The organism is Marinomonas atlantica (assembly GCF_001639725.1).
Classification (GTDB): Bacteria; Pseudomonadota; Gammaproteobacteria; order Pseudomonadales; family Marinomonadaceae; genus Marinomonas; species Marinomonas atlantica.
The window spans coordinates 399,468-424,984 of sequence record NZ_LTAW01000003.1; the positions used below are offsets into that span (position 1 = coordinate 399,468).

23 protein-coding genes and 1 tRNA gene are annotated in these 25,517 nt (G+C 45.1%); 19 read left to right on the plus strand and 5 right to left on the minus strand.

The window, feature by feature from the left end; translation table 11 throughout:
* Positions 1 to 27 precede the first annotated feature (27 nt).
* On the minus strand, positions 28 to 1,038 hold the full coding sequence (locus tag AYW75_RS07015) for an aldose epimerase family protein (RefSeq protein WP_067097389.1): 1,011 nt from the start codon (positions 1,036 to 1,038) through the stop codon (positions 28 to 30).
* Between the two features lie 137 nt (positions 1,039 to 1,175).
* On the opposite strand from AYW75_RS07015, the gene AYW75_RS07020 reads away from it, so the two are divergent.
* From AYW75_RS07020 to AYW75_RS07070, 11 genes are all read left to right on the plus strand, one after another.
* Entirely contained in the window at positions 1,176 to 2,108 is a 933-nt protein-coding gene (locus tag AYW75_RS07020; protein ID WP_067097392.1) for a LysR family transcriptional regulator, read from the plus strand.
* A 179-nt stretch (positions 2,109 to 2,287) separates the two neighbouring features.
* Entirely contained in the window at positions 2,288 to 3,352 is a 1,065-nt protein-coding gene (gene chvE, locus AYW75_RS07025; RefSeq protein ID WP_067097394.1) for a multiple monosaccharide ABC transporter substrate-binding protein, read from the plus strand.
* Positions 3,353 to 3,418: 66 nt separating this feature from the next.
* A complete protein-coding gene (gene mmsA / locus AYW75_RS07030; protein ID WP_067097398.1) occupies positions 3,419 to 4,942 on the plus strand; it encodes a multiple monosaccharide ABC transporter ATP-binding protein in 1,524 nt (507 codons plus the stop codon).
* A 12-nt stretch (positions 4,943 to 4,954) separates the two neighbouring features.
* The gene (gene mmsB, locus AYW75_RS07035) at positions 4,955 to 6,166 is read left to right on the plus strand and encodes a multiple monosaccharide ABC transporter permease (protein ID WP_067097401.1); all 1,212 of its coding nucleotides are present in this window, start codon (positions 4,955 to 4,957) and stop codon (positions 6,164 to 6,166) included.
* Between the two features lie 15 nt (positions 6,167 to 6,181).
* The gene (gene araD1, locus AYW75_RS07040; RefSeq protein WP_067097404.1) at positions 6,182 to 7,147 is read left to right on the plus strand and encodes an AraD1 family protein; all 966 of its coding nucleotides are present in this window, start codon (positions 6,182 to 6,184) and stop codon (positions 7,145 to 7,147) included.
* The gene (locus AYW75_RS07045) at positions 7,144 to 7,908 is read left to right on the plus strand and encodes an SDR family NAD(P)-dependent oxidoreductase (protein WP_067097407.1); all 765 of its coding nucleotides are present in this window, start codon (positions 7,144 to 7,146) and stop codon (positions 7,906 to 7,908) included. The genes araD1 and AYW75_RS07045 overlap by 4 nt, the downstream gene beginning before the upstream one ends.
* On the plus strand, positions 7,905 to 9,650 hold the full coding sequence (araD, locus tag AYW75_RS07050) for an L-arabinonate dehydratase (RefSeq protein ID WP_067097410.1): 1,746 nt from the start codon (positions 7,905 to 7,907) through the stop codon (positions 9,648 to 9,650). The genes AYW75_RS07045 and araD overlap by 4 nt, the downstream gene beginning before the upstream one ends.
* Positions 9,651 to 9,667: 17 nt before the next feature.
* A complete protein-coding gene (locus AYW75_RS07055) occupies positions 9,668 to 11,176 on the plus strand; it encodes an aldehyde dehydrogenase (NADP(+)) (RefSeq protein WP_067097413.1) in 1,509 nt (502 codons plus the stop codon).
* Positions 11,177 to 11,178: 2 nt separating this feature from the next.
* On the plus strand, positions 11,179 to 12,099 hold the full coding sequence (locus AYW75_RS07060; protein WP_067097416.1) for a 2-dehydro-3-deoxygalactonokinase: 921 nt from the start codon (positions 11,179 to 11,181) through the stop codon (positions 12,097 to 12,099).
* 12 nt (positions 12,100 to 12,111) lie between these two features.
* Complete coding sequence (locus tag AYW75_RS07065) at positions 12,112 to 12,744, plus strand: 2-dehydro-3-deoxy-6-phosphogalactonate aldolase (RefSeq protein ID WP_067097420.1); 633 nt, start codon at positions 12,112 to 12,114, stop codon at positions 12,742 to 12,744.
* Complete coding sequence (locus AYW75_RS07070) at positions 12,744 to 13,613, plus strand: SMP-30/gluconolactonase/LRE family protein (protein ID WP_067097423.1); 870 nt, start codon at positions 12,744 to 12,746, stop codon at positions 13,611 to 13,613. Before AYW75_RS07065 ends, AYW75_RS07070 begins: the two co-directional genes overlap by 1 nt.
* Positions 13,614 to 13,680: 67 nt before the next feature.
* Here AYW75_RS07070 and AYW75_RS07075 read toward each other — a convergent pair.
* A tRNA-Leu gene (locus AYW75_RS07075) sits at positions 13,681 to 13,766 on the minus strand.
* 223 nt (positions 13,767 to 13,989) lie between these two features.
* Here AYW75_RS07075 and queA point away from each other — a divergent pair.
* From queA to secF, 5 genes are all read left to right on the plus strand, one after another.
* Positions 13,990 to 15,051, plus strand: a complete 1,062-nt coding sequence (queA, locus tag AYW75_RS07080; RefSeq protein WP_067097425.1) for a tRNA preQ1(34) S-adenosylmethionine ribosyltransferase-isomerase QueA — start codon at positions 13,990 to 13,992, stop codon at positions 15,049 to 15,051.
* A 32-nt stretch (positions 15,052 to 15,083) separates the two neighbouring features.
* Positions 15,084 to 16,202 carry a tRNA guanosine(34) transglycosylase Tgt gene (tgt, locus tag AYW75_RS07085; protein ID WP_197478917.1) on the plus strand — a complete coding sequence of 373 codons (1,119 nt, stop codon included), beginning with the start codon at positions 15,084 to 15,086 and terminating at the stop codon, positions 16,200 to 16,202.
* Between the two features lie 84 nt (positions 16,203 to 16,286).
* The gene (gene yajC / locus AYW75_RS07090; RefSeq protein WP_067036882.1) at positions 16,287 to 16,613 is read left to right on the plus strand and encodes a preprotein translocase subunit YajC; all 327 of its coding nucleotides are present in this window, start codon (positions 16,287 to 16,289) and stop codon (positions 16,611 to 16,613) included.
* Between the two features lie 77 nt (positions 16,614 to 16,690).
* On the plus strand, positions 16,691 to 18,547 hold the full coding sequence (gene secD / locus AYW75_RS07095; RefSeq protein WP_067097431.1) for a protein translocase subunit SecD: 1,857 nt from the start codon (positions 16,691 to 16,693) through the stop codon (positions 18,545 to 18,547).
* A 14-nt stretch (positions 18,548 to 18,561) separates the two neighbouring features.
* The gene (secF, locus tag AYW75_RS07100) at positions 18,562 to 19,467 is read left to right on the plus strand and encodes a protein translocase subunit SecF (RefSeq protein WP_067097434.1); all 906 of its coding nucleotides are present in this window, start codon (positions 18,562 to 18,564) and stop codon (positions 19,465 to 19,467) included.
* 73 nt (positions 19,468 to 19,540) lie between these two features.
* Here the strand turns inward: secF and asd are convergent, their stop codons facing one another.
* Complete coding sequence (gene asd / locus AYW75_RS07105; RefSeq protein ID WP_067097437.1) at positions 19,541 to 20,398, minus strand: archaetidylserine decarboxylase; 858 nt, start codon at positions 20,396 to 20,398, stop codon at positions 19,541 to 19,543.
* Positions 20,399 to 20,414: 16 nt separating this feature from the next.
* Entirely contained in the window at positions 20,415 to 21,890 is a 1,476-nt protein-coding gene (locus AYW75_RS07110) for an HDOD domain-containing protein (RefSeq protein ID WP_067097440.1), read from the minus strand.
* Between the two features lie 128 nt (positions 21,891 to 22,018).
* Here AYW75_RS07110 and motA point away from each other — a divergent pair, with 128 nt between their 5' ends.
* Positions 22,019 to 22,873: a flagellar motor stator protein MotA gene (gene motA, locus AYW75_RS07115; RefSeq protein ID WP_067097443.1), complete on the plus strand. Its 855-nt coding sequence runs from the start codon at positions 22,019 to 22,021 to the stop codon at positions 22,871 to 22,873.
* A gap of 9 nt (positions 22,874 to 22,882) precedes the next feature.
* The gene (locus tag AYW75_RS07120) at positions 22,883 to 23,785 is read left to right on the plus strand and encodes a flagellar motor protein MotB (protein ID WP_067097446.1); all 903 of its coding nucleotides are present in this window, start codon (positions 22,883 to 22,885) and stop codon (positions 23,783 to 23,785) included.
* A 9-nt stretch (positions 23,786 to 23,794) separates the two neighbouring features.
* On the opposite strand, the gene rsgA is transcribed toward AYW75_RS07120, so the two are convergent.
* Complete coding sequence (rsgA, locus tag AYW75_RS07125; protein ID WP_067097449.1) at positions 23,795 to 24,829, minus strand: small ribosomal subunit biogenesis GTPase RsgA; 1,035 nt, start codon at positions 24,827 to 24,829, stop codon at positions 23,795 to 23,797.
* Between the two features lie 74 nt (positions 24,830 to 24,903).
* On the opposite strand from rsgA, the gene orn reads away from it, so the two are divergent.
* A complete protein-coding gene (gene orn, locus AYW75_RS07130) occupies positions 24,904 to 25,452 on the plus strand; it encodes an oligoribonuclease (RefSeq protein WP_067097452.1) in 549 nt (182 codons plus the stop codon).
* Positions 25,453 to 25,517 lie beyond the last annotated feature (65 nt).

Below are 25,517 nucleotides of genomic sequence, written 5' to 3' on the forward strand. Positions count from 1 at the left end.
CTTGTTTAATGACTCTTGAAAATCAGTTTACACAATTTCGAAGACATGACGAATGGTGTGATGGTAAGGTAAATTGGGTCCAATTTTTGCGCTCGGGAAATGGTCAATGTTTGCGCTGTTAGGGTAGTTTTGTGGTTCCAAAGCTACCCCCGTATAATCCCCATGGATACCATCATGGCTCAAAAAGCCCCCTGTATAAAGCTGTAAACCCAATTCTGTCGTAAATATTGACAGCTGCCTCCCCGAACTTGGATCGTAAAGTTTACACGCTAACTTATCTTCATAGCGATCACCCAATAAACAATAGTTAATATCATATCCTTTGCTAGGTGCGTAAAAGGCTTTAGTTTGATGGATATCTCTTAGGTTGGAAAAATCAAAATTCGTTTTTTTGACATTAAGAAACTCACCTGTTGGTATAAGTTCGTGGTCGGTTGGTGTGACGAAATCAGCGGGAATAAGCAGTTTATGATTTAAAATGGTTTGTTTCGAGTCACCTGTTAAGTTGTAGTAACAATGATCTGTAATATTAATGATCGAGTTTTTATTCGATATCGCATTGATAGATGTCGTGACTTGATTGTGTTGTAACGCCACATTGACTTCAAGTTCACAGCGGCCTGGATAGCCCATGTCACCATCTTCCGAAGTGATATAAAAAGTAACACTGTTCGTTTCTTGATGTGTCTCGTATTGCCAAATGCGTTTATCAAAACCAACTGACCCACCATGTAGATGATGATTACCTTCATTTGCTTCAAGACTATGTTCACCGGATTCATTACTGAATTGGTGACCGCTTATGCGGTTTGCAACACGCCCACAAATTGCCCCTAAAAAACTATTGTCATTTAAATAGTCATTTAAATTGGGATAGCTCAAAACTATATTATCAATGCTGCCATGCCTATCTGCGAACTTAATTTCGGTAGTACGCATCCCATAGGTAATCATAGAAATAGAGATATAGTTATTTGATAGAGTGATTTTGTCCACCGCTCGTCCTTCAATTTCTCCAAATAACTGTACCTTAATCATTTTACCTGTCCTTATTATTTTGTTGATAAATACAAACGAATTATGTGACCTTAACGCTCCAGATCAGCTTAAAGCAAATACAGAAAGTGAAATAAAGACAAGTAAGCCTTATTAAATTCCATATTATAGGAGAAGCTATGGATATCGGGTTATCAAGAAACCTTAAGTTAAATCAACTGCGTTTAATTGCCCTAATTGCGGAATATGGCCAATTAAATATCGCAGCTGACGAGTTAGCTATTACGCAACCAGCGGCCTCAAGAATGCTAGGAGAGATTGAGTCTACGCTAGATGCGAAATTATTTGTACGTCATGCAAAAGGCATGGAGCCGACCCTAGTTGGTCAGGCAATATGTCGGCGAGCGCATAACTTCGTTGTAGAGTTAAGAAACTTATCAAGAGAGGTGGAAGAGCTTAAACAGGGTAATGGCGGATCTATTTCTATTGGGGCCGTAACTGGCGCAGCTGTGGGTTTTGTTATTCCCGCTATACAACAGTTACGTGCAGTAGCGCCGCGTGCGGAAATAGATATAAATGTCGATACCAGTGAGAATCTTGTTAAAGACCTCGTTACTGGAAACAATGATTTTGTCGTATCTCGCTTACCAAGTCACTACAATTCAGCTGACTTTGATGTCCTGCCTGCTCGTACTGAAACAGTGAAAATTATGGTGAGGGAAGGGCATCCGCTAGCAGGTGCAAGTGATGTCACTATGCGAGAACTGTCTAAATTTGAATGGGTAATGCAATCGCACCGAGCGCCGATACGCGAAGCGATAGAAGAAGCTTTCGTTAATGAACATGCCGAATTTCCGTTGACCATTACCAACAGCACTTCCTTGCTGGCCTTAATGGCAATTTTAGTGTCGTCTAACAGTGTGGCGCCACTTGCCAGCGAGGTAGCAGATCTATTAATGAGCGATCAAGTTGGGGCTAAACTGGTTACTTTGCATATAGGTCAAACAATTGAGCTTAGCCCTTATTTTTTATTAAAACTTAAAGGCCGCCATTTATCGCCCGTTGCGCATCAACTGGAGCGATTAATTAAGGCAGAGCTTAAAAAACGGTAATTTTTATTTATCTTAAACATACCTTTTTTGGTATGTAGTTTGTTATTTATTTCATTTGAATGGTATGGGCGTTAGCACTAACCTTGCTTCTAGGTTATATACCTAATTGGCTAAAAATAAAGATAAAAAAACCAGCATCAACGTGATCAATAAAGCGTTGCATGCACTAGGAGAAGCTAATGAATTTTGTGAAAAGCGGTATTGCTACAGCAGTGTTAGGTGCAAGCTTGATTCTGTCTAATGGTCTTTATGCAAGTGAAGGGTATGTCGGTATTGCGATGCCAACAAAGTCTTCTGCTCGCTGGATAAGCGATGGCGAATCCATGGTTCAGTTGTTTAAAGATGCAGGCTATAAAGTAGACCTCCAGTACGCTGAAGATGAAATCCCTAATCAACTGGCTCAGATCGAGAATATGATTGTGAAAGGGGTTGATGTACTGGTTATTGCTGCGATTGACGGTACGACATTATCCAATGCATTGGAAAATGCAGATGCGTCTGGTATTAGCGTTGTTGCTTACGACCGCCTAATTAAGAACAGCCCTTATGTGGATTACTATGCGACATTTGATAACTTTCAAGTGGGTGTTCAGCAGGCTAAATCCCTGATCTCGGGTTTAGAAAATCGTTTCGGTGAAGGTCCGTATAATGTTGAGTTATTTGGTGGTTCACCGGATGATAACAATGCGTACTTCTTTTATAAAGGCGCTATGTCCGTCTTACAGCCATTGATTGATTCAGGCGAAATCATAGTTGTTTCAGGTCAGCAGGGTATGGATAAGGTTGGTACCTTACGCTGGGATGGGTCAGTTGCCCAAGCGCGTATGGATAACTTGATGTCCACTTATTACACGCAAAAAACCGTACATGGCGTATTGTCTCCCTACGATGGTTTATCTATCGGCATTTTATCATCTTTAAAAGGTGTTGGTTACGGTTCGGGTGGAATGAAAATGCCGATAGTAACAGGCCAAGACGCAGAACTTCCTTCAATTAAATCCATTAAATCAGGCGAACAATACTCAACCATTTTCAAAGACACCCGAGTCTTGGCACATGTGACAGTGGGAATGGTAGAAGCGCTATTGAATGATGTGAAACCTCAAATTAATGACACCACAACCTATGATAACGGCTACAAAGTAGTTCCTAGCTATCTTCTAGAGCCTGTTGCTGTTGATCTAAGCAACTGGGAAGACGTTTTAATAGGCAGCGGTTACTACCAAGCCGATCAGTTGAACTAAGTCCAAATACTATTGCAGCTATGTTGTAAAGCAGATGATGTTTAGTCGTCTGCTTAGGGGATCGTCATGCAAAATGTAATCTTAGAAATGCGCGAAATAACCAAAGAGTTTCCCGGCGTTAAAGCCTTAGATCGCGTAAATCTAAAAGTCAAAAGCGGTGAGATACACGCATTAGTAGGGGAAAATGGTGCGGGTAAATCCACCTTGATGAAAGTGTTGAGTGGTGTCTATCCACATGGAAGTTACACTGGCGCCATCCTGTTTGAGGGTGAAACTGTTGAGTTTAACACCATTCGAGACAGTGAAGAAAAAGGCATCATCATTATTCATCAAGAATTAGCGCTGGTTCCGCTTCTGTCGATTGCTGAAAACTTGTTTTTGGGTAATGAAAATGTTGAAGGTGGTCGAATCAACTGGCCACACACTTACGCTCGCACTCAAGAGTTGCTTGCCAAGGTGGGACTGAAAGAGTCGCCAACTACTAAAGTTGGCAGTTTAGGTGTGGGCAAACAGCAGTTGATTGAAATTGCTAAAGCCTTAGCAAAAAAAGTAAAACTGCTAATTCTTGATGAACCAACAGCGTCTCTACAAGAAAACGACAGTGCTAAGTTGCTTGATTTATTACTCGAATTTAAAGCGCAAGGCATTTCTTCAATTCTTATCACTCATAAACTCAACGAAATCAGTCGAGTCGCAGATTCAATAACTGTGATTCGTGACGGGGCCTCTGTATCGACATTAGATTGCCAAGCTAATTCGATCAGTGAAGCTGACATTATTCGGGATATGGTTGGACGTGATATGGCCAATCGTTATCCCAGTCGTGACGCTTCAATTGGACAACAACTGTTATCGGTTTCGAAGTGGAATGTCTGGCATCCAGTCGATAGTGACAGACAAGTTATAGAGGACATTCACTTTGATGTCTCTGCCGGTGAGGTCGTTGGTATTGCTGGTCTCATGGGCTCGGGTCGCACGGAATTAGCGATGAGTATCTTTGGTAAAAGTTACGGCAAGAATATTCAAGGCGAAGTCAAAATGCGCGGTCTGCCGGTCGATGTTTCGAGTGTGCCTAAAGCGATAAAAAGTGGCTTAGCCTATGTTACCGAAGATCGAAAGGAGCTTGGTTTAGTGCTTGATGAAAGCATTAAAATTAATACCACTATGGCAGCGTTAGGTCGTGTTTCTAAACATGGCGTTATTAATAAATCTGAAGAGCATCAAGTGGCTGAAGGTTATCGCAAAGCTTTACGGGTACGTACCCCCAGTGTTTTGCAAACAGTGGGTAACCTTTCAGGTGGCAATCAGCAAAAAGTGGTGCTGAGTAAGTGGCTGTATTCACAGCCTGATGTGTTGATTTTAGATGAGCCTACCCGAGGCATTGATGTAGGCGCTAAATTTGAAATATATAGCATCATCAATGAGCTGGCGATGGATGGTAAAGGTGTCCTCATGATTTCCTCAGAAATGCCAGAGCTACTCGGAATGTGTGATCGCATATATGTCATGAATGAAGGACGGTTTGAAGGTGTCCTCAATAAAGATGAAGCGAGCCAAGAAAAAATCATGTCGATGATCGTTAAGGCTTAAGCGGAGAGAACAATGGAAATAATAAAAACCGAAAATCCAGCTCAAAATGAGCCGCCAAAAGCGCCTTCAGCAAAGAGCTTTTTGAAAAATCACATGCGTGAGTATGGCATGTTATTGGCGCTAGTCGCCATCATGATCATGTTTCAAGTATTAACTGACGGCACGTTAATGCGTCCGGCTAACTTAACCAACCTTTTCCTTCAAAATAGCTACATCATCATTATGGCCATTGGTATGTTGCTGGTGATCGTAGCTGGTCATATCGATTTATCGGTAGGTTCAGTAGTGGGCTTTATTGGCGCGCTTGCTGCCGTTATGTCGGTGAATTACGACTTGCCAACTCTTGTGGTCGTTCCAGCATGCTTATTGATGGGGTTAACCATAGGTGCAGCTCAAGGTTATTGGGTTGCTTATTGGAAGATTCCGTCTTTTATCGTAACGCTTGCAGGTATGTTGATTTTTCGTGGATTAACACTTGCCCTACTCGAAGGGCAATCTGTAGGGCCGTTTCCAAAGTCATTCCAACTACTCAGTACAGGCTTTGTGCCAGATGTATTCGGAGTAGGCCGACCTAACATGACGGCGATGGTGTTGGGAGTTCTAGCAGCTGTTTCAATTGTCTTCTTGGCTGCGCGTCAACGAGCACAAGCGTTACGCTATGGCATTCAAGACGAACCTTTTAGCTTCTTTATTATAAAGAATACGATGGTCGCTATTGCCCTGATCTATATATCTTATTTATTAGCTACATATCGTGGTTTGCCAAATGTTCTGATTACGATGGCGGTATTAGTGGCAGTTTATACTTTTATAACAAACTCGACCATGCTTGGCCGCCGTGTTTACGCCGTTGGTGGTAATGAAAAAGCAGCAAAGCTGTCGGGTATTAATACTGAGCGTTTGACCTTTTTCACCTTTGCCAATATGGGCATGCTAGCTGCGCTGGCTGGGATGATTTTTGCTGCACGTTTAAATACCGCGACGCCAAAAGCAGGCTTTGCATTCGAGCTGGATGTGATCGCGGCAGTTTTCATCGGTGGTGCATCGATGACTGGTGGCGTTGGTAAAGTTATTGGTGCAGTGGTTGGCGCATTGATTATGGGAGTCATGAACAACGGAATGTCGATTCTTGGGATCGGAATTGATTGGCAACAAGTAATTAAAGGCGCAGTACTGCTCGCAGCCGTAATCTTTGATGTATACAACAAGCGTAAAGCGCGCTAAATAGGAGCCATCATCATGCATTTGTCTCAACATAAAAACGGTGGTGTGATTTGCCGCAATAACCAAACTGCTCAGTGGGTAAATGGAGTGGAAACGGTCTATGGGCTAGCACAGGAAGCGATTGATAACGGTTTGAGTTTGGCTCAGTTGATTGAGCAAAAAGGTTTGGGTGAGGGGGTCGACTTGGCGGACTTATATGCTAAAGGGGAGCTGGACTGCCCAGTACGACACCCTGACCCTGCCCACACTTATTTGACGGGTACAGGCCTCACACATTTGGGCTCCGCAGCGACTCGTAATGCCATGCACGGTAGCAGTGACGATTTGACAGATTCCATGAAAATTTTCCAAATGGGGGTGGAACAAGGCAAACCTGCGGAAGGCGAAGAAGGGGTTCAGCCAGAGTGGTTTTACAAAGGTAACGGCGCAGGCATCGTACCACCAGGTGATGCATTACCATCCCCTGCGTTTGCTTTAGACGGTGGCGAAGAGCCGGAGATCGCAGGATTCTACTTGATTGGTAAAGATGGCCAAGTTCATCGCATTGGTTACACCTTAGCAAATGAGTTTTCCGACCACATTACAGAAAAGCAGAATTACTTATACCTAGCGCATTCTAAGTTGCGTCCAGCATCGTTTGGTCCAGAGTTATTAGTGGGTGAATTGCCTGCGCACATTGAAGGGCATTCTCAGATCAAGCGTGACGGTGATGCGTTGTGGGGCAAAGACTTTCTGTCTGGTGAAGACAATATGTCCCACAGTTTCCGTAACCTTGAACATCACCATTTTAAATATGGTCTCTTCCGTCAGCCAGGGGATCTTCACGTACATATGTTTGGCACGGCGACCCTATCTTTCGCTGATCAAATCAGTGCTCAAGCTGGCGATGTATTTGAAATCTCGTCACCTACGTTTGGTCTGCCATTACGCAATGCATTAGCGCATGAGGAAGCACTGGATACGAAAGTGAGCGTGCTATGAGTCAAGCAGCAGTGTACCCAGATCTTAAGGGTCGTACGGTATTTATTTCCGGCGGCGCTACCGGTATTGGTGAAGCAATCGTCACCGCATTTGCACAGCAAGGAGCCAATACGGCTTTTGTTGATTTAGACAACGAGGCAGGGGTTGCACTTACCCAGAGATTACGTGACCAAGGCCATAGCGTGTGGTTTCGCGCTTGTGACGTCACTGACACTGGCGCTTATCAAGCTGCGATTCATGATGCGGCAAAAGAATTAGGGTTGATATCTGTGTTGCTCAATAACGCTGCGAACGATGTTCGTCATTCACTTGATTCGCTCTCAGAGGAGCGTTTTGACAGCTTAGTGGGGGTGAACTTCAAGCATGCCATGTTTGCCGCACAAGCGGTCACGCCGATGATGAAAGAGCTAGGCGGTGGTTCGATTGTGAACTTCGGTTCAGTGGGTTGGATGATGGCGTCTGCAGGGTACCCAACCTATGCCGCGTCAAAAGCGGCGATGCACGGTTTAACACGTGGTTTAGCGCGTGATTTAGGAAGTGATCATATTCGCGTAAATACATTAGTGCCTGGTTGGGTCATGACTGAAAAGCAACTCCAGCTATGGGTCGATGACGCCGCCAAAGAAAAAATCAAACAGAGTCAATGTCTTGCAGGCCCAGTGCTGCCAGAGCACATTGCCAATATGGCTCTATTTCTCGGGTCTGATGCATCGCGTATGTGTTCGGCTCAAAACTTTATTGTTGATGGAGGTTGGGTATGAGCCAATTCACACCAAAACCTTGGCCCCGCAAACTGCGTTCTACGGAATGGTTTGGCGGTACCTCACGAGATCATATTTATCACCGCAGTTGGATGAAAAACCAAGGCCTGCCTGCGGACCTATTCGATGGTCGTCCTGTTATTGGTATCTGTAATACTTGGTCCCAGTTGACGCCTTGTAATGCACATCTACGCGATCTTGCTGACCGCGTTAAACATGGTATTTACGAAGCCGGTGGTTTACCGCTGGAGTTCCCTGTGTTTTCGGTGGGCGAAAGCTCCTTACGGCCGACCGCGATGATGTATCGCAACATGGCCGCCATGGATGTAGAAGAAGCGCTGCGTGCGAACCCGCTAGATGGTGTCGTGTTGTTGGCGGGTTGTGACAAAACTACGCCGGCATTGATTATGGGTGCCTGCAGTGTCGATATCCCTTCGATTGTCGTCTCCGGCGGGCCGATGTTGAACGGTTATTTCCGTGGCGAGCGTGTTGGGTCTGGAACAGCGCTATGGCAAATGTCAGAAGACATAAAAGCCGGCAAAATGACCCAAGAAGATTTTCTCGAAGCCGAGCAGTCTATGTCACGCTCGCCGGGCTCTTGTAACACCATGGGGACAGCGTCTTCCATGGCGTCTATGGCCGAAGCATTAGGTATGGCGTTGTCTGGTAACGCTGCGATTCCTGCGGTGGACAGTCGTCGCCGAGTGATGGCGCATTTAACGGGCCGTCGCATCGTCGATATGGTCAAAGATGATTTAAAACCATCGGATATATTGACCCGTGATGCGTTTGAAAATGCGATTCGTGTGAACGGGGCCATCGGTGGATCTACCAATGCTGTGATCCATTTATTGGCGATCGCTGGGCGTGTTGGTATTGATCTCACATTGGACGACTGGGATAAACTCGGTCAAGAAATTGCGACCATCGTTAATTTAATGCCGTCGGGCAAGTACCTGATGGAAGAGTTCTTCTATGCTGGTGGTTTACCTGTCGTCATCAAGCAATTGGCCGAAGCGGGCAAACTGCATAGAGATGCGATTACGGTGTCTGGCTCCAGCGTGTGGGACGAAGTAAAAGATGTGCGTAACAGCAATCCTGATGTGATTTTACCGGTCGAAAAAGCGCTGACCCAACATGGTGGTATTGCGGTTCTAAAAGGCAACTTAGCTCCTCAAGGGGCGGTGTTGAAACCTTCTGCATCGTCTGAACATTTATTGCAACACCGTGGTCGTGCGGTCGTGTTCGAAGACATCGATGATTACAAAGCGAAGATCAATGATGAAGCGCTCGACATTGATGAAAACTGCGTTATGGTGCTGAAAAACTGTGGACCGAAAGGTTATCCAGGTATGGCGGAAGTGGGCAATATGGGGCTACCGCCTAAAGTGCTGCGTAAGGGCATCAAGGACATGGTGCGTATTTCTGATGCACGTATGTCGGGTACGGCCTACGGCACTGTTGTGCTGCATACAACACCCGAAGCTGCTGCAGGTGGACCACTTGCAGTGGTACAAAATGGCGACATGATTGAGCTGGATGTGAAAGGGCGTCGCCTGCATTTGGATATCTCTGATGACGAACTGGGAGCACGATTAGCTGCGTGGAAATCCAGTATCGAAGCGCCTAAAGCGGGTTATATCAAACTGTTCCATGATCATGTCCAAGGTGCCGATACCGGCGCGGATTTTGATTTCCTAAAAGGTTGCCGTGGCGCTGCGGTGCCGAAAGACAGTCATTAATTAATTGAGGAGTCGATATGTTAACGGGAAAACACCTGATTGCAGGACAATGGATTGAAGCGGATAAAACATTTCGCTCAGCGACCATTAATCAAACCGATGCAGATTTTGCTGTCGGTCGTGTGAGCGACGTCGCCAATGCTGTTACAGCAGCAGAGCAAGCGTTTGAAACCTATGGTTACACCACGCGTGCAGCGCGTGCAGAATTTTTAAATAAAATCGCGGACGAAATCGATGTATTGGGCGATGAAATCACTGCTGTAGGGTGCGCCGAAACAGGTTTACCAGAAGCTCGTTTAGTGGGTGAGCGTGGCCGTACGACAGGTCAGCTACGTTTGTTTGCCAAGCATATATTGGACGGCGATTATTTAGACCGTCGTCATGATGGCGCATTGCCTGATCGCACCCCTTTGCCACGAGCCGATTTGCGTATGATTCAACGCCCGATAGGCCCAGTAGCGGTATTCGGTGCGTCGAATTTTCCGCTGGCGTTCTCTACCGCGGGTGGTGACACGGCTGCGGCGCTGGCGGCGGGTTGTCCTGTCGTGGTGAAAGGTCACTCTGCGCACCCTGGTACGGGTGAGCTTGTAGCTCAAGCCATCGATAAGGCGATCTTCGCTTGTGGTTTGCCAGCTGGCGTATTTTCTCTGATCCAAGGGGGGAATCGTGATGTAGGGACTGCATTGGTGCAGCACCCATTGATCAAGGCGGTTGGTTTTACCGGCAGTCTAGGCGGTGGCCGTGCATTATTTGACTTATGTGCCGCGCGTCCAGAACCTATCCCATTCTTTGGTGAGCTTGGCTCTGTTAACCCGATGTTTGTAATGCCGAATAAACTTGAAGCGGATACCGATGCGTTGGCTGCTGGCTGGGCGCAGTCTCTAACGATGGGAGCGGGCCAATTTTGTACTAACCCAGGCATTGCGGTGACAGTTGCTGGAGCAAGTAGTGCAGCATTTATCGCACAAGCGTCAAAAGCGCTGTCTGAAGCACAGGCTCAAGCGATGCTTACCGATGGGATTGCTGATGCTTATCGTAGCGGTGTGGCGACATTTGATGGCACGAACGCCGACCGAGTGCTACGTACCGAAGATGCTCAGGGTCGCAGTGCTCTGCCCAATTTATATCGTGTCTCGGCTCAAGATTGGCTGAAGAACCACGCGCTGCATCAAGAAGTGTTTGGACCGCTAGGGTTGGTTGTCGAAGCTGATAGCACTGAGCAAATGGTTGAACTAGCACGTCACCTCGAAGGTCAGTTGACGTGTACTGTGCACCTCAACGAAAGCGATTACGATGCTGCAAAAGCCTTGTTGCCTGTACTTGAGCGTAAAGCGGGACGCGTATTGGCGAATGCGTTCCCAACAGGCGTTGAAGTCTGCGACAGCATGGTACATGGCGGTCCGTACCCGGCTTCAACGAACTTCGGTGCAACCTCTGTCGGTACGTTATCAATTCGTCGTTTCTTGCGCCCAGTGTGTTTCCAAGACATTCCAAAAGAATTGCTTCCAGCAGACTTGGTCGATTAATCATGATAACTGCTGTGCCGCGTTGTATTGCTGTAGATTGGGGGACTAGTAATCTTCGAGCTTACCTCGTGGCTCAAAATGGGCAGATTTTAGATGAAAGAGACAGTGCTTGTGGCATGCTGTCGCTGCAATCTTATGAGTTCGAAGTTGTTTTAAAGGCACTGGTACAAGACTGGTTCGCGTACCAAATCCCCGTGCTTTTGGCTGGTATGGTTGGCAGTCGAGGAGGGTGGCAGGAAGTATCTTATCTCGATTGTCCCCTGCCACTACTGGATTTAGCTCAGTATTTATCGCCTTTGTCCTTAGACTGGCCAGTACCAGTATGGATAGTCCCCGGATTAAAAACGCAGGGCCTCTCCGGACAAACAGATGTAATGAGAGGCGAAGAAACGCAATTGCTCGGGTTACTTGCTTCACTTGAAGAGTCATATAAGTGTGTCGCATTTTGCATGCCTGGTACTCATTGTAAGTGGGGCCTCCTAGCTAGCGGGTATTTAGAGCGCTTTTCGACCACGATCACGGGTGAGCTATTTTCGCTACTTCTTAAGGGCTCTAGTTTGACAAAAGGTTTGTCGGACTCGTTTAGTGATTTTGACGGGGTGGCGTTTGATGAAGGTGTGATCACAGCGCAAAAGCAAGGGGGGTTGTTGCACCAGCTTTTTTCTGTCCGCAGTGGATGGGTAACAGATGAGCGAAATCAAGCTTCTGTCACGAGCTATTTGTCGGGTTTGGTTATTGGTTCGGATGTAGTCAATATGGCTTCTTCACTTGATAATAATCCAATTTGGATTGTCGGTTCAGAGGCCGTTTCTGAGCGTTATCTACGAGCTTTGACTGCTGTGACTTCCAACAGCATTCATTGTTTAAGTGCTCGAAAAGCGAGTCTGCTCGGGTTCTATGCGCTTACTGAGCAAATGTCATAACGGGAAAAATAAATGAGCTTTGATCAACATATGAAACGCTTGCCTTTGGTAGCGATTTTACGTGGCATTAAACCAAATGAAGTATTAGAGCATGGGCGTGCTTTAGTCGCAGCAGGCTTTGAAATAATTGAAGTTCCCATGAACTCCCCTAATCCCATTGAGAGTATTGCATTACTGCAAAAGCAATTTGGGGAGAAGGTATTGGTTGGGGCGGGAACGGTTACGACTATCGAACAAGTTGATCAGCTTTATGCTGTTAATGCTAAGTTGATGGTTTGTCCTCATACAGATGTACCGCTTATACGTTATGCTAAAAGTCTAGGTATGTTTGCATTGCCAGGCTTTTTTACTGCAACCGAAGCATTGGCAGCTTTAAATGCGGGGGCTGATGGTCTGAAGTTATTCCCTGCTGAGGGGATTTCTTCTCCTAAAATCATCAAGGCATTTAATTCAATACTTCCACAGAATACTTGGTTCTGTCCTGTTGGAGGGGTGACGCCTTCGAATCTTGAACATTATGTGGCGGAGGGAGCAACTGGCTTCGGGCTAGGCTCAGCATTGTATCGTGTTGGTCAGTCGGTTGAGCAGACCTCATATAATGCGCTGGCTTTTGTGACTGCATGGCATGAGCTAGAGGTAAAGTAATGGATGTTCAAACAATTAGTTCAGAGCGACACAGATTAGCAGAAGGTCCATTTTGGTGTGATCAAAGTGATACCTTGTATTGGGTAGATATTCCCACGCAAGTAATATGGAGTTGGCACTACGGCACTAATAGCTATCAAAAATGGCAAATGCCTGAAAAGGTCTCTGCAGTATTTGTAACCAATATTGCAAAGACGCTCTTAGTTGTATTAGCGACCCGCGTTGCAAGTTTTAACACAGTCACAGAGACATTGGTGGATATTTGTTCATTAGATGATGATCTTCCCAATAATCGTGGTAATGACGCGAAAGTAGCGCCGGATGGCTCTTTGTGGGTAGGGACAATGGATGACGATGAAGAGCAATCTAGTGGCCGTTTATGGCGTATTACTGCGAAGGGCGAAAAGAAAATGATGCTCGATAATGTCGGTGTTTCAAATACCTTAGCATGGGATACAGTGCTTAATTGTATGTATTTTGCTGACTCTATGACGAGTAAGATTCATCGCTATCCATATCCCGAGTTTAGCGATGTAAGAGACCAAAAGCCATTTGCCGTCACTCTGTCAGGTAGTGGTCCTGATGGGTCAGCAATAGACGATGAAAGGGCGCTATGGAATGCTCAGTGGGATGGTTCTAGAATTGTAAGGTATTTATCCGATGGGAGTATTGACAAAACTTTAGAGTTACCAGTCTCTAGGCCTACTAGTTGTTGTTTTGGCGGGCCGAATAGACGCACCTTATTCATCACTACGGCAAGCATTGGTTTAGACGACCAAGTTTTGAAAAAGCAACCGCTTGCTGGATATGTCATTGCAATTGAATTGGATGTGACTGGGCCTTCAAGCAACCCCTTCATTTTATCTTAATTACGTTAATCGTATGTAAACGAAAAAAGCCCCGAACTCTCGTTCGGGGCTTTTCGCATCATAATGATGGTACCAGTGGCCGGACTCGAACCGGCACGCTTTATAGGCAATGGATTTTGAATCCATCGTGTCTACCAATTCCACCACACTGGCTTTGAAAAAGGTGAGGCGTATTATGGTGATTTATTTTTAGCTGTCAACGGTTTTTCGACAAAAAGGTTAAAAAACGCAGCGACTAAATTAGGTTGGCTAAAAAGCGCTCAGTATTACGTTGTTCAACAAGTTTTGAAATGGGAAATTGTTTTATATCGTACCCAAGTGGTTAGAAATTCGCTAAAATGCCGCATCATTTTTCTAGGTATACATATTAGCTATTATGCGCGTGTCTGATTATCGCTTTGAGCTACCTGAAGAACTCATTGCTCGTTACCCAATGCCTGAACGTACTGCTAGCCGTCTACTAAAGCTAGACGGTCCTAGCGGCGAGTTGGCTCATCAACACTTCACAGATGTTCTTGAGTATGTAGAACCCGGTGATTTAATGGTATTTAACAATACTCGAGTTATCCCAGCACGCTTGTTTGGTCAAAAAGCGTCTGGCGGTAAGCTAGAGTTATTGGTTGAACGCTTATTGTCTGAATATGAAATCTTAGCTCATGTTCGTTGTAGTAAATCTCCGAAAGTAGGCAACCGTCTTGAATTAGGCATCGACCGTGGTGCGTCTCATGGCGCGGAAATGGTCGGGCGTGATGATACGTTGTTCCATTTACGGTTTGATGAACCGGTACTTGAGGTGTTGGAAAAAGTAGGGCACATGCCGCTTCCGCCCTACATTGAGCGTCCGGATGATGACAGTGACCAAGAGCGTTATCAAACGGTATACAATAAAACGCCTGGAGCCGTAGCCGCGCCAACGGCCGGGCTACATTTTGATGATGCGTTGCTTGAGAAGCTAAAAGCAAAAGGTGTTGATACGGCATTTGTTACCCTGCATGTCGGTGCGGGAACCTTCCAACCCGTTCGTGTGGATGATATTAAAGATCATGTCATGCATTCCGAATATGCAGAAGTTTCTCAAGAGGTGGTAGACAAAGTGCGCGCAACCAAAGCGAGTGGTAAGCGTGTCATTGCTGTGGGCACAACAAGCGTGCGCTCATTAGAGTCGGCCAGTCAGTCAGGACAGATTGAGCCTTTTGCTGCTGATACCAGTATTTTTATTTACCCAGGTTATGAATTTAAAACCGTAGATGTTCTAGTAACAAATTTTCATTTACCAGAGTCTACGCTCATTATGTTGATCAGTGCGTTTGCAGGCTATGACAATGTGATGAATGCATACCGTGTTGCGGTTGCTGAGAAGTACCGCTTTTTCAGTTACGGCGATGCCATGTTTATTACTCGAAACCCAAAGGCCGAAGGGCCAACTGCTGAGGAATAAGACGAATGTCAGATAAACGTCCAGAGTGTTTTATGGACTTTGAAGTGCTTGCTACATCAGGCAAAGCTCGCCGTGCGCGCTTGAGCTTCCCGCGTGGCGATGTTGAAACGCCAGCCTTTATGCCAGTGGGCACCTACGGCACTGTAAAAAGTATGCTGACCAAAGACATAGAAGCAATCGGTGCGGATATTATTTTAGGTAATACTTTTCATTTATGGTTACGTCCAGGAACCGAAGTCATCAAAGCACATGGTGATTTACACGACTTCACACAATGGAAGAAGCCGATTCTGACAGACTCTGGCGGCTTCCAGGTGTTCTCTCTCGGCGATATGCGTAAAATTACAGAAGAAGGCGTAAGTTTCCGTTCACCTGTGAATGGTGACAAAGTGTTCCTAAGCCCAGAAATATCGATGCAAGTGCAGCGCGATTTGGGGTCAGACATTATTATGATCTTTGATGAGTGTACGCCTTACCCTGCGTCCGACGATGAAGCGGCTAAATCCATGCGTATGAGTTTGCGCTGGGCGCAACGTTCAAAAGATGCGCATGGTGACAGTCCATCCGCTTTATTTGGTATTATTCAGGGCAGTATGTACGAAACCTTACGTGATGAGTCATTAGAGGGACTTGTCGGTATTGGCTTTGATGGCTATGCGATTGGTGGCTTATCAGTGGGTGAGCCAAAAGAGGATATGATTCGCATTTTGGATCATCTTGCTCATAAAATGCCAGCTGATAAACCTCGCTATTTAATGGGTGTTGGTAAGCCTGAAGATCTAGTTGAAGGTGTACGTCGCGGCGTTGACATGTTTGACTGTGTTATGCCGACGCGTAATGCCCGTAATGGTCATTTGTTTACGTCTGAAGGGATTGTGCGTATACGTAACGCGTTCCATCGTCATGATACGAACCCATTAGATAAAGAATGTGACTGTTACACTTGTAAAAACTTTTCTCGGTCATATTTACATCATTTAGATAAATGCCAAGAGATGGTCGGTGCACAACTAAACACAATCCATAACTTACGTTATTACCAGACCCTAATGGCGGGATTGCGTCAGGCGCTTGATGAAGGTAGATTTGATGCCTTCGTAGATGAGTTTTACGCAAAACGTGGTTTGGAAACCCCACCACTGAGCGAATGATAGACGAAATATAAACAATAAAGCGCAACGATTTCTATTAGGGATATGCGCGAACGATTTTTTAACCATTGGAGAGTAAACACCATGATCGCTTTGATCTCACCAGCTTACGCTGAAGGTGCTGCGCCAGCTGATGCAGGGATTTTTAATCTTGTATTGTTAGTTGGATTTGTCGTTATCTTTTATTTCTTGATGTGGCGTCCACAAGCTAAACGCACTAAAGAGCATAAAAACTTATTAGCTTCTTTAGCGAAGGGTACGGAAGTGGTAACAAATGGTGGTGTTCTAGGTAAAGTAACGAAAGTTGATGATAACTACGTTGTGCTAGAAGTTGCCGACAACATTGAGATGAAATTCCAGAAGTCTTCTATTGGTGCTGTGCTACCAAAAGGCACTCTGAAATCCATCTAATGTCATGAGAAAAGCGCCTAAAGGCGCTTTTCTACTTTCTTGCTTGGTCATTTATCTCTCAGTTCCAAGGACCCTACATGCTTAACAAGTACCCCTTGTGGAAGTATTTGCTTATTTTGCTCGTGATCGCACTTGGCGTTATCTACGCTTTGCCAAACCTGTACCCTGACGATCCAGCACTTCAACTGTCCACTCAAAAATCCACCACGGTGGTCGACCAGCGCACCCTTGCAACGGCTGAAAAAGCGTTACAAGACGCTGGGATCGAATTAAAAGAAGCCGAAGTTACCACTGCTGGTGGCACACTGCGATTTAATAGCGGTGAAGATCAGTTGGCTGCAAAGCCCGTTATCTCAGCTGCGTTAGGTGAGAATTATGTTGTTGCATTGAACTTAGTGCCTACGACACCTGATTGGCTGTCCTCTATTGGTGCGGGCCCGGCTAAATTAGGCTTAGATTTGCGTGGCGGTGTGCATTTCTTGTTAGAGGTGGACACGCCTGCAGCACTTAAGCAGCGTTTAGATGTTGCGGCAAGTGAGATGAAGAATGCGATGCGTACCGATCGTATTCGTTACCGCAGTGTTGAAGTGAGCAATAATGCTGTGATGTCGATTCGTTTCCTACGTGAAGCAGATCAGCAAGCGGCTCTGGATGTGCTGGAAGATCAATTTCCAGAGTACGTATACAACACCACCGACAGTGGTAATGAGTTCTTTGTTGAAGTGAGCTTTACAGAAGCGGCTAGTGCCGAAGTCGAAGCATACGCATTGCAGCAAAACTTAACGACATTGCGCAACCGTGTTAACGAGTTGGGTGTTGCTGAGCCATTGGTTCAGCGTCAAGGAAGTAACCGTATCGTCGTTGAGCTGCCTGGTGTTCAAGATACAGCGGCAGCCAAACGTATTATTGGTGCAACAGCGAACCTTGAGTTTCGTCTTGAAGCGGGGCTAGACGCTAATGCAGGTGATATTGATACGTTAACGTTCCGCGATGGCAGTGGTCGTACAGCTCGTCTTGAGCGAGATATTATCATTACCGGTGACAGTGTGTCGGATGCGAGCTCTTCGTTTGATGAGAATGGCCGTCCACAAGTTAATATCAGCCTTGATGGTAAAGGCGGCTCACAAATGGCGCGTGTAACACGTACTGCTGTAGGTCGAAATATGGCAGTTGTGTTTATTGAGCATAAAAGCCGTAGCCGCTTTGTTGAAGGTGAAGATGGCAAGGTGACCGAAGTGCGTCGCAGTTACAGTGAACGAGGCATTATCTCTCTGGCAACCATTCAAACGACATTGGGAAACTCTTTCCGTATTACTGGATTGGACAGTCCTCGTGAGTCGTCTGAATTGGCCTTATTGCTGCGTGCGGGTGCATTGGCCGCGCCAATTTACTTCGTTGAAGAGCGTACTATTGGTCCAAGTTTAGGTGCTGAAAACATTCGATTAGGTGTGCTGTCTGCACAGATTGGTTTGCTAGTCGTGATGGCGTTTATGCTTGTTTACTACAAAGTGTTTGGTGTGTTTGCCAATATCTCTTTGGGGTTGAACATTGTATTGCTGATGGCATGTATGTCGTTAATGTCAGCGACGCTAACCTTACCGGGTATTGCTGGTATTGTTTTGACAATGGGTATGGCGGTGGACGCCAACGTGCTTATTTTCTCCCGGATTAGGGAGGAGCTTAAAGCTGGGTTACCAAGTCAACAAGCGATTCATTCAGGCTTTAACCGGGCCTTCACAACGATCTTAGATGCAAATATTACAACTTTATTGGTAGCTGTGATCTTGTTTGCTGTAGGTACAGGGCCAGTTAAAGGCTTCGCTGTGACACTTTCTCTTGGTATTTTAACGTCGATGTTTACAGCAATTGTTGTGACGCGTGCCCAAATTAATTTGGTGTATGGTGGACGTAAAAACAAGCGTTTATTTATCTAGGAGACTGTGAAACGATGAATATTCAATTTATGGCGATGCGTAAAATTGTCGCAATGTTCTCCATGGCGCTGGTGCTGATTTCTCTAGGGTCTTTGGCTATCAAAGGCCTAAAGTTCGGTTTGGACTTCACTGGCGGTAGTTTGATTGAAGTGCAATACAGTGTGGCGCCTCAGCTTGATGATGTTCGAACGCTGCTGGCGGATGGCGACTACAGTGATGTTACGGTGCAAAACTTTGGTTCCTCAACTGACGTTGTTGTGCGTATGGGTAATGCTTATACGCCAACATTGGGTGATGAGGTGCTAAGTACGCTGCGCAATAATGGCGATGTAGACGTTGAGTTGATGCGTTCAGAATACGTTGGCGGGCAAGTGGGTGAAGAACTGCGAGAGCAGGGTGGCCTAGGTATGTTGCTGGCGTTAGCGATCGTAATGATTTACGTGGCAGTACGTTTCCAGTTTAAGTTCTCAGTAGCCTCTGTCGTAGCTTTAGCACATGATGTAATTATTACCTTAGGTATTTTTTCATTGTTTGGTTTTGAGTTTGACCTGACAGTGCTGGCGGCGATTTTGGCAGTAATAGGTTATTCGCTCAACGATACTATTGTTGTCTGCGACCGTATTCGTGAGAATTTTCGAATTATGCGAGATACTTCTCCATCAGAGCTTATCAATGAATCTATCAATCAAACATTGGGTCGAACCATTATTACGTCGATGACTACTTTGTTTGTCTTGTTGGTCTTGTTTTTCTTTGGTGGTGAAAGTATCCATAACTTCTCACTTGCTCTATTGGTAGGCGTATTGATTGGTACGTATTCTTCGATTTTTGTGGCGGCGAATTTACTACTGGCGCAAAATATCACACGTGAAGATTTGGTGCCTGCTCCAAAAGAAGAGCTAGAAGATGATATGCCTTAATAGGGTGTGTTGAGACATAAAAAAACCCGCTGATATGCGGGTTTTTTATGCTTCAGATAAAGTAGAACTCAAGCTAAAGTTTGATCTCTCCAAATGCCATGCCCATTTTGGTTGGAGATTCTGCTTGGAGGTGCTTGTCCCATTCCGCGACATCTTTGCCAAACAGAACGATAGCCGTTGAGCCTAGTTTAAAGCGCCCCATCTCTTCACCTTTCTTAAGTTTAATGTCGGCAAGCTTTTCATAATCCCAAGTTTGAACGTGCTTACTGAATGGCGTAACTTGTCCTGACCAGACTGTTTCGATGCTAGCAACGATCATTGCGCCTACTAGTATGACAGCCATTGGCCCTGCATTGGTTTCGAAAATACAAACCGTGCGTTCATTGCGTGCGAACACATTGGGGATTTGCTCGGCTGTAACTTTGTTTACCGAAAATAGCTTTCCTGGTACGTGTATAGTCTTAACGAGTTTGCCGTCCAGAGGCATGTGAACTCGGTGGTAATCACGAGGTGATAGATACACCGTTGCAAACTTACCTCCAAGAAACTGGTTAGACAATTCTGCATCGCCACCTAGTAATTCGGTAAGGCTGTAATGGTGGTCTTTAGCTTGGTAGATAGTGCCATGTTCAATATTGCCAAGTTGGCTGATAGCGCCGTCTGCAGGGCATACAATAACGTTATCGCCTGATGCGATTGGGCGCATTTCTGGTTTGATTGCGCGGGTGAAAAAGTCGTTAAAGTTACGGTAGCTGAACGGATCTTCCTGGATCGCTTCACTCATGTCTACTTGGTATTTTTTAACAAACTGACCAATGAATGTATTTTTTACCTGCTTGTTGGTGCATTCTGCGATACGTCCAACAACGCGTGATAAGGTTTTTTGTGGCGTAATATGTTGGGCAAATGCGAAAAGCTGATCTTTATTCACTGTAAATCCTGATAGTTTAATCTGCAAGCTTGATGACGCGTTTGAATGTATCAAACTGGTCTCTGTTTAGTTGTTCTATGCCGGCTAACCAATAGATATAGGTATCTGTTTCATTGACAGGGGATGACGCTAAAAATAAATGTTGTTTACCACTTAATAATGTTTCTACGCCGTTAGGCATGTCTTTTGCCATATTGACAAATTTTTGATCATCAAGGTGCACGGCTACGCGTTTGCTTACTAACTTTGAAATAACGCTTGAAGGGGTACTCCAGCGAATATTTTTTAAAGTGTTTAGGTCATAACCATATTGAAGCATCGGACTAAGTTTATTCGTTGTACTGCTGTGTTTCAAAATCAACACTTGGCCGCTTTTATCTTTGAAAAGAGCAAGTAGTGCCTTCATTGCTAATGTGGCACGCTGTTTTTTGTCCGTAATATCAGTAAGCTTAGCTTCTAACTGTATTAAAGGGTTTGTCTTAATTTGTTTAATACTTTTTTCTGCACGGCTTCCAGTTCGGGTAAATAATACTGGCGATAAAAGTTGGGCGGCTAAGCTTGGCTTTATTGAGTATCGTGCTTCTAGAGCGGCTTCAGCAGTAGCAAAATGAGTTGATTGAATTGCGTCACCAAGACGTATGTGGATGATGGCTGCAATGACACGATAGTAAAATGGTAAGTTTTTACTGCCCCAGCCGACTACGTTGGCTTCTTGCGAAACTTTTGATGCACAATAAGCCAAGATAAGTGGGCTATTCATAAGAATGGTAATTCGTTTATCTTCTGCAAACCCTGGTAGCTGATCTGGCGTATGTGTAAGTCGAGCGATGCTTTGCAGCTCTTCTGCGGTTGGTATTTGGTCAGTTAAAAAGGAGTCAATGATCACTGATGGCACTTGCCAGTGTTTAAATAATGCAACAGTAAGTTCGTCAATTCGGCAGCCTAAAATGCTGTTTTCTGCAGCGGTATTGGTTTCGCTACGGCGAATTTTTTGCGTAATTTGCTCCATTTCATCATGAGCGTGAAACCACAATAACCATCGCACCGCGTCCCTAAAGAATGTCACCCAGAAAACATCTTCGACGTGACTGATTTTTTTTTCAATTGCCCAGCGACGTGCAATAAACGCGGCTTCGTAACTGATTTGTACTTCGCGAGAAAAGGCACGATGAATGTGATTTTTGGCTATAGGTGTATAAGGTTCAAGAGATTCAAGCACCTTATTAATCCCGCTCATGCCAATCATTGAGGCAGCATGAATTGGGCTCTTAATGTCATTGCGTTTGTAAGTGACAATTGAGTTGGCTTGATTCAGGATGGCGAATGCCAGCATCGGTTCGGAGGCGATGTTTTTCTGCATTCTATCAAGTGTTGCATCAGGCGTCTTAATTTGTTTCCTTAGGTTAGCTATGCTGTCAGAGCCAACTGGAAACTTCCTGTCTTGCAGATAGAGTAGCCATTCGTTTAGACCAAAAGGTGACTTATTCTTCATAGCTCGTTACATTTAAGGCTCAAGGCATTGTTCGATAATTGTTTTGTTGCCGTTTTTAATGCATGGATGCACTAATCATACTGTATATTGTCTGGTGAGCATACACTGTCAGAAAGTAGGATGAAATTATGTTCGTAATCGCAGGAATGCTGGTTGTTATTTTAAGTGTTGTAACGGGTTATCTAGCTGCTCATGGGGAAATGCTCGCATTATGGCAACCATTTGAAGTGTTGATTATCTGTGGCGCTGCCTTAGGCGCATTCATGATAGCTAACCCTATTAATCTGCAAAAGAAAACCTTTAAGTTATTACCGCAAGTTTTTCTAGGTAGTCGCCATAATCGGGTATTTTATTCTGATTTACTTTCGTGTATTTACAGCCTGTTTCAGCGTAGCCGACAATTGGGCTTTCTCGCAATTGAGCAAGATGTTGAATCTCCTTTTGATAGTGAATTGTTTCAGCGCTTTCCTGATGTAATTCGAGATTATGAGTTAGTCGAGTTTTTTACGGACAATTATAGGGTGTTTACCATTACAGGCTTACCTGCCCATGAGCTTGAGGCCATGATGGATGCTGAGCTTGAGCTTGTATCAGAAGAGTTGGTTGCGCCAGGACATGCTATGAATCGAGTAGCAGAGGGCTTGCCTGGGTTTGGTATCGTTGCTGCGGTACTAGGGATTGTTATTACCATGGGGTCGATTGGTGGACCAATGGAAGAAATTGGTTCTCATGTAGCTGCGGCGCTGGTGGGAACATTTTTGGGGATCTTTTTTGCTTATGGGTTTGTTGGTCCTGCGTCGGCCCATCTTGAGCGATTAGGTGAGCAAGAGTTTCAGGCTTACCTGTGTGTTAAGGCTTGTTTAAGTGCGATGGCGTCAGGGCATCCTCCTGCGATTGCTGTAGAAACTGGGCGAAAAATGTTACCAACACATTTACGCCCAAGCTTTATTGAGCTCTCAGAGTTAGTGAAGCAGTTTCGCTAGGGCGCGTTTATGAATAATTATGATCCTGTTATTCGGCGTGTAAAAAAGATCAAGAAAGGTGGCCATCATGGTGGCGCTTGGAAAATAGCGCTGGCTGATTTTGCATTAGCGATGATGGCGTTTTTCTTAGTGTTGTGGATTATCAATGTATCCTCTCCCGAAGAATTGGCGGCAATCGAAGGGTATTTTAATGACCCTGCAGGGATGTCCACAGCAGGCTTCAGTAACACCCCAATTGACCTAGGTGGCAGCCCGGCAATGAGTGCCGAACGCAAGCTTGATATGGACTTGCCAGAGCCAGGAAGCACGCCTGATCTCACAGATGAAGAATTAAAGCGAACTGGGAATGACGGCGAAGAGCTGGAAAAAATGAACGCTTTGCTCATTGAGCAATTTCAAAGTCTAGATCGAGTCAATTCAAACGACCAAAACATGCGTATCGAGATCACCCCAGATGGTGTGCGTATTACATTGATTGATGATCCAGAAAAGCCAATGTTCGAACGTGGCAGCGCACAGCTTGTGCCTGACATGGAAAATACGTTAATGAGTATGGCGTTGGTCTTCAATATGATTGAAAACCCTGTCGTTATTACTGGGCACACGGATTCTTCAGGCTACAATGGCAAAGGGTTTTCTGATAATTGGGATTTATCCAGTTTGAGGGCAAATGCTGCGAAAAATGCACTGATTGAAGGCGGATTTGCCCCTAGACGAATCGCTCAAGTAATAGGCTTGGCGGACAGTGTCCCTTATAATAGGATGAATCCATCTAGTTCAGAAAATCGTCGCATATCGGTGACTTTACTTACCGATGCTGCTTACAAGCGAATGCTAGAATCAAGTCGTCGTCGTTATGGTGGCGAGCAAGTTGAGCTTGATCCGAGCATGACCCCTGAAAAAGTGTTTTAAGGCTTGATACTAAAAGGCATCGTTGTCTCGAATGGATTGTCTAATACGAAGATAGCTTTCGAATCGATGTGGCGTGATCTCGCCTTTTTCTAATGCTTCCCTAATGGCGCACCCAGGCTCTTTCTCGTGTGAGCAATCGCGAAACTTACAGTAACCAAGGTGTGGTCGAAATTCAATAAAGCCTTCCAGCAATTCATCTTCGCTAATGTGCCATAGTCCGAACTCACGAATTCCTGGTGAGTCGATTAAGTCTCCACCAATCGGCATATGGAATAAGCGCGCTGTGGTGGTAGTATGTGTTCCTTTTTTACGTTTCTGAGACAGTTCACCAACACTGATTTCAATATCAGGTAATAAAGTCCCGATCAAAGAAGATTTACCCACACCGGATTGACCAACAAAAACACTGATGCGATCTTTTAAAAACTCATTGAGTTCGGCCATGCCTTCGTCATTCTTGATCGAAGTGCGAATAACTTGATAGCCTAAGTCAATGTATGTCTTTAGAAGTTTTTCAAGATCCTCGGCATTACTGTCGTCAATCAAGTCGCTTTTGTTGAGCAAAATGACAGGTGGAATATCTACCGTTTCTGCAGCGACTAAATAGCGATCAATTAAGTTGGCATGTGGCACAGGTTCAGCTGCGATTACAACCACAATAAAGTCGATGTTTGCAGCCACAGGTTTTAAACGACCATGCATATCGGGTCGCTGTAATAGCGTTTCGCGATCAGATCGTGCAACGACTACGCCGCCTTCGGTATGTTTGGGGCGCCATACGACTTTGTCGCCGGTCACTAGTTGTCCAAGATTAGCACGCATATTACAGCGTGTACTTACGCCAACATGAGGCTCTTGTGTGCCTTCAACCTCCACTTGCGTGCCAAAGTGAGAGATGATGATACCTTCCGTTTCAGGGCCGAGATCGGACGATTGTAACGTCTCTTCTGCACGGTCAGCACGCTTTTGTGTGCGTTCCATTCGTTCTTTATGAATACGCTCTATGCGCCAAGATTGTTGTTTGGTCAGCTTTCGTTTTGACATTCGTATTTGTCGGTCGTTAATTTAAACGCATAGAGTATAATGGCTAGCAACTAAAATACAGGACTGAGTGCATTATGAGTTACAGCGAAGATAATCTAATCTGGATTGATTTAGAAATGACAGGCCTAGAGCCAGATACAGACACCATCATTGAGATTGCTACGATTGTGACGGACAAGAATCTTAATGTACTGGGTAGAGGACCTAATTTGGCCATTCATCAAGAAAAATCGGTCATGGAAGCCATGGATGAGTGGTGCACAACACACCATGGGCAATCTGGGCTTACAGATCGAGTATTGAATTCTGATATTTCGATGGCGGATGCTGAAGCTCAGACAATTGCATTTTTAGAGCAGTACGTCCCGTCTGGTAAATCTCCAATCTGTGGCAACAGTGTCGGTCAAGATCGTCGCTTTCTTTACCGTTATATGCCAAAACTAGAGGCCTATTTTCATTATCGTTATTTGGATGTCAGTACAATTAAAGAGTTGGCCAAGCGTTGGAAACCTGAAGCGTTAGAGGGATTCGAGAAGTCAGGTGCCCATTTAGCGCTAGACGATATAATTGAGTCCATTGAAGAGCTGAAGCACTATCGTACAACCATGTTCGGGTTGTCGTAATGTCTTGTTACGCTGATAGCTAAGATTTCCTTAACTATCAGCGTTTTTGTACTTATTGATGCATA

What these genes read in the sequence shown, in the direction of transcription:
- mmsA (WP_067097398.1), top strand. Translation starts at nt 3,419, where the DNA reads ATGCAAAATGTAATCTTAGAAATGCGCGAAATAACCAAAGAGTTTCCC.
- motA (WP_067097443.1), top strand. Translation starts at nt 22,019, where the DNA reads ATGTTCGTAATCGCAGGAATGCTGGTTGTTATTTTAAGTGTTGTAACG.
- AYW75_RS07065 (WP_067097420.1), top strand. Translation starts at nt 12,112, where the DNA reads ATGAGCTTTGATCAACATATGAAACGCTTGCCTTTGGTAGCGATTTTA.
- AYW75_RS07015 (WP_067097389.1), bottom strand. Translation starts at nt 1,038, where the DNA reads ATGATTAAGGTACAGTTATTTGGAGAAATTGAAGGACGAGCGGTGGAC.
- araD (WP_067097410.1), top strand. Translation starts at nt 7,905, where the DNA reads ATGAGCCAATTCACACCAAAACCTTGGCCCCGCAAACTGCGTTCTACG.
- AYW75_RS07070 (WP_067097423.1), top strand. Translation starts at nt 12,744, where the DNA reads ATGGATGTTCAAACAATTAGTTCAGAGCGACACAGATTAGCAGAAGGT.
- secD (WP_067097431.1), top strand. Translation starts at nt 16,691, where the DNA reads ATGCTTAACAAGTACCCCTTGTGGAAGTATTTGCTTATTTTGCTCGTG.
- AYW75_RS07020 (WP_067097392.1), top strand. Translation starts at nt 1,176, where the DNA reads ATGGATATCGGGTTATCAAGAAACCTTAAGTTAAATCAACTGCGTTTA.
- AYW75_RS07055 (WP_067097413.1), top strand. Translation starts at nt 9,668, where the DNA reads ATGTTAACGGGAAAACACCTGATTGCAGGACAATGGATTGAAGCGGAT.
- queA (WP_067097425.1), top strand. Translation starts at nt 13,990, where the DNA reads ATGCGCGTGTCTGATTATCGCTTTGAGCTACCTGAAGAACTCATTGCT.
- secF (WP_067097434.1), top strand. Translation starts at nt 18,562, where the DNA reads ATGAATATTCAATTTATGGCGATGCGTAAAATTGTCGCAATGTTCTCC.
- orn (WP_067097452.1), top strand. Translation starts at nt 24,904, where the DNA reads ATGAGTTACAGCGAAGATAATCTAATCTGGATTGATTTAGAAATGACA.
- chvE (WP_067097394.1), top strand. Translation starts at nt 2,288, where the DNA reads ATGAATTTTGTGAAAAGCGGTATTGCTACAGCAGTGTTAGGTGCAAGC.
- araD1 (WP_067097404.1), top strand. Translation starts at nt 6,182, where the DNA reads ATGCATTTGTCTCAACATAAAAACGGTGGTGTGATTTGCCGCAATAAC.
- tgt (WP_197478917.1), top strand. Translation starts at nt 15,084, where the DNA reads ATGGACTTTGAAGTGCTTGCTACATCAGGCAAAGCTCGCCGTGCGCGC.
- AYW75_RS07120 (WP_067097446.1), top strand. Translation starts at nt 22,883, where the DNA reads ATGAATAATTATGATCCTGTTATTCGGCGTGTAAAAAAGATCAAGAAA.
- AYW75_RS07110 (WP_067097440.1), bottom strand. Translation starts at nt 21,890, where the DNA reads ATGAAGAATAAGTCACCTTTTGGTCTAAACGAATGGCTACTCTATCTG.
- AYW75_RS07060 (WP_067097416.1), top strand. Translation starts at nt 11,179, where the DNA reads ATGATAACTGCTGTGCCGCGTTGTATTGCTGTAGATTGGGGGACTAGT.
- mmsB (WP_067097401.1), top strand. Translation starts at nt 4,955, where the DNA reads ATGGAAATAATAAAAACCGAAAATCCAGCTCAAAATGAGCCGCCAAAA.
- yajC (WP_067036882.1), top strand. Translation starts at nt 16,287, where the DNA reads ATGATCGCTTTGATCTCACCAGCTTACGCTGAAGGTGCTGCGCCAGCT.
- rsgA (WP_067097449.1), bottom strand. Translation starts at nt 24,829, where the DNA reads ATGTCAAAACGAAAGCTGACCAAACAACAATCTTGGCGCATAGAGCGT.
- AYW75_RS07045 (WP_067097407.1), top strand. Translation starts at nt 7,144, where the DNA reads ATGAGTCAAGCAGCAGTGTACCCAGATCTTAAGGGTCGTACGGTATTT.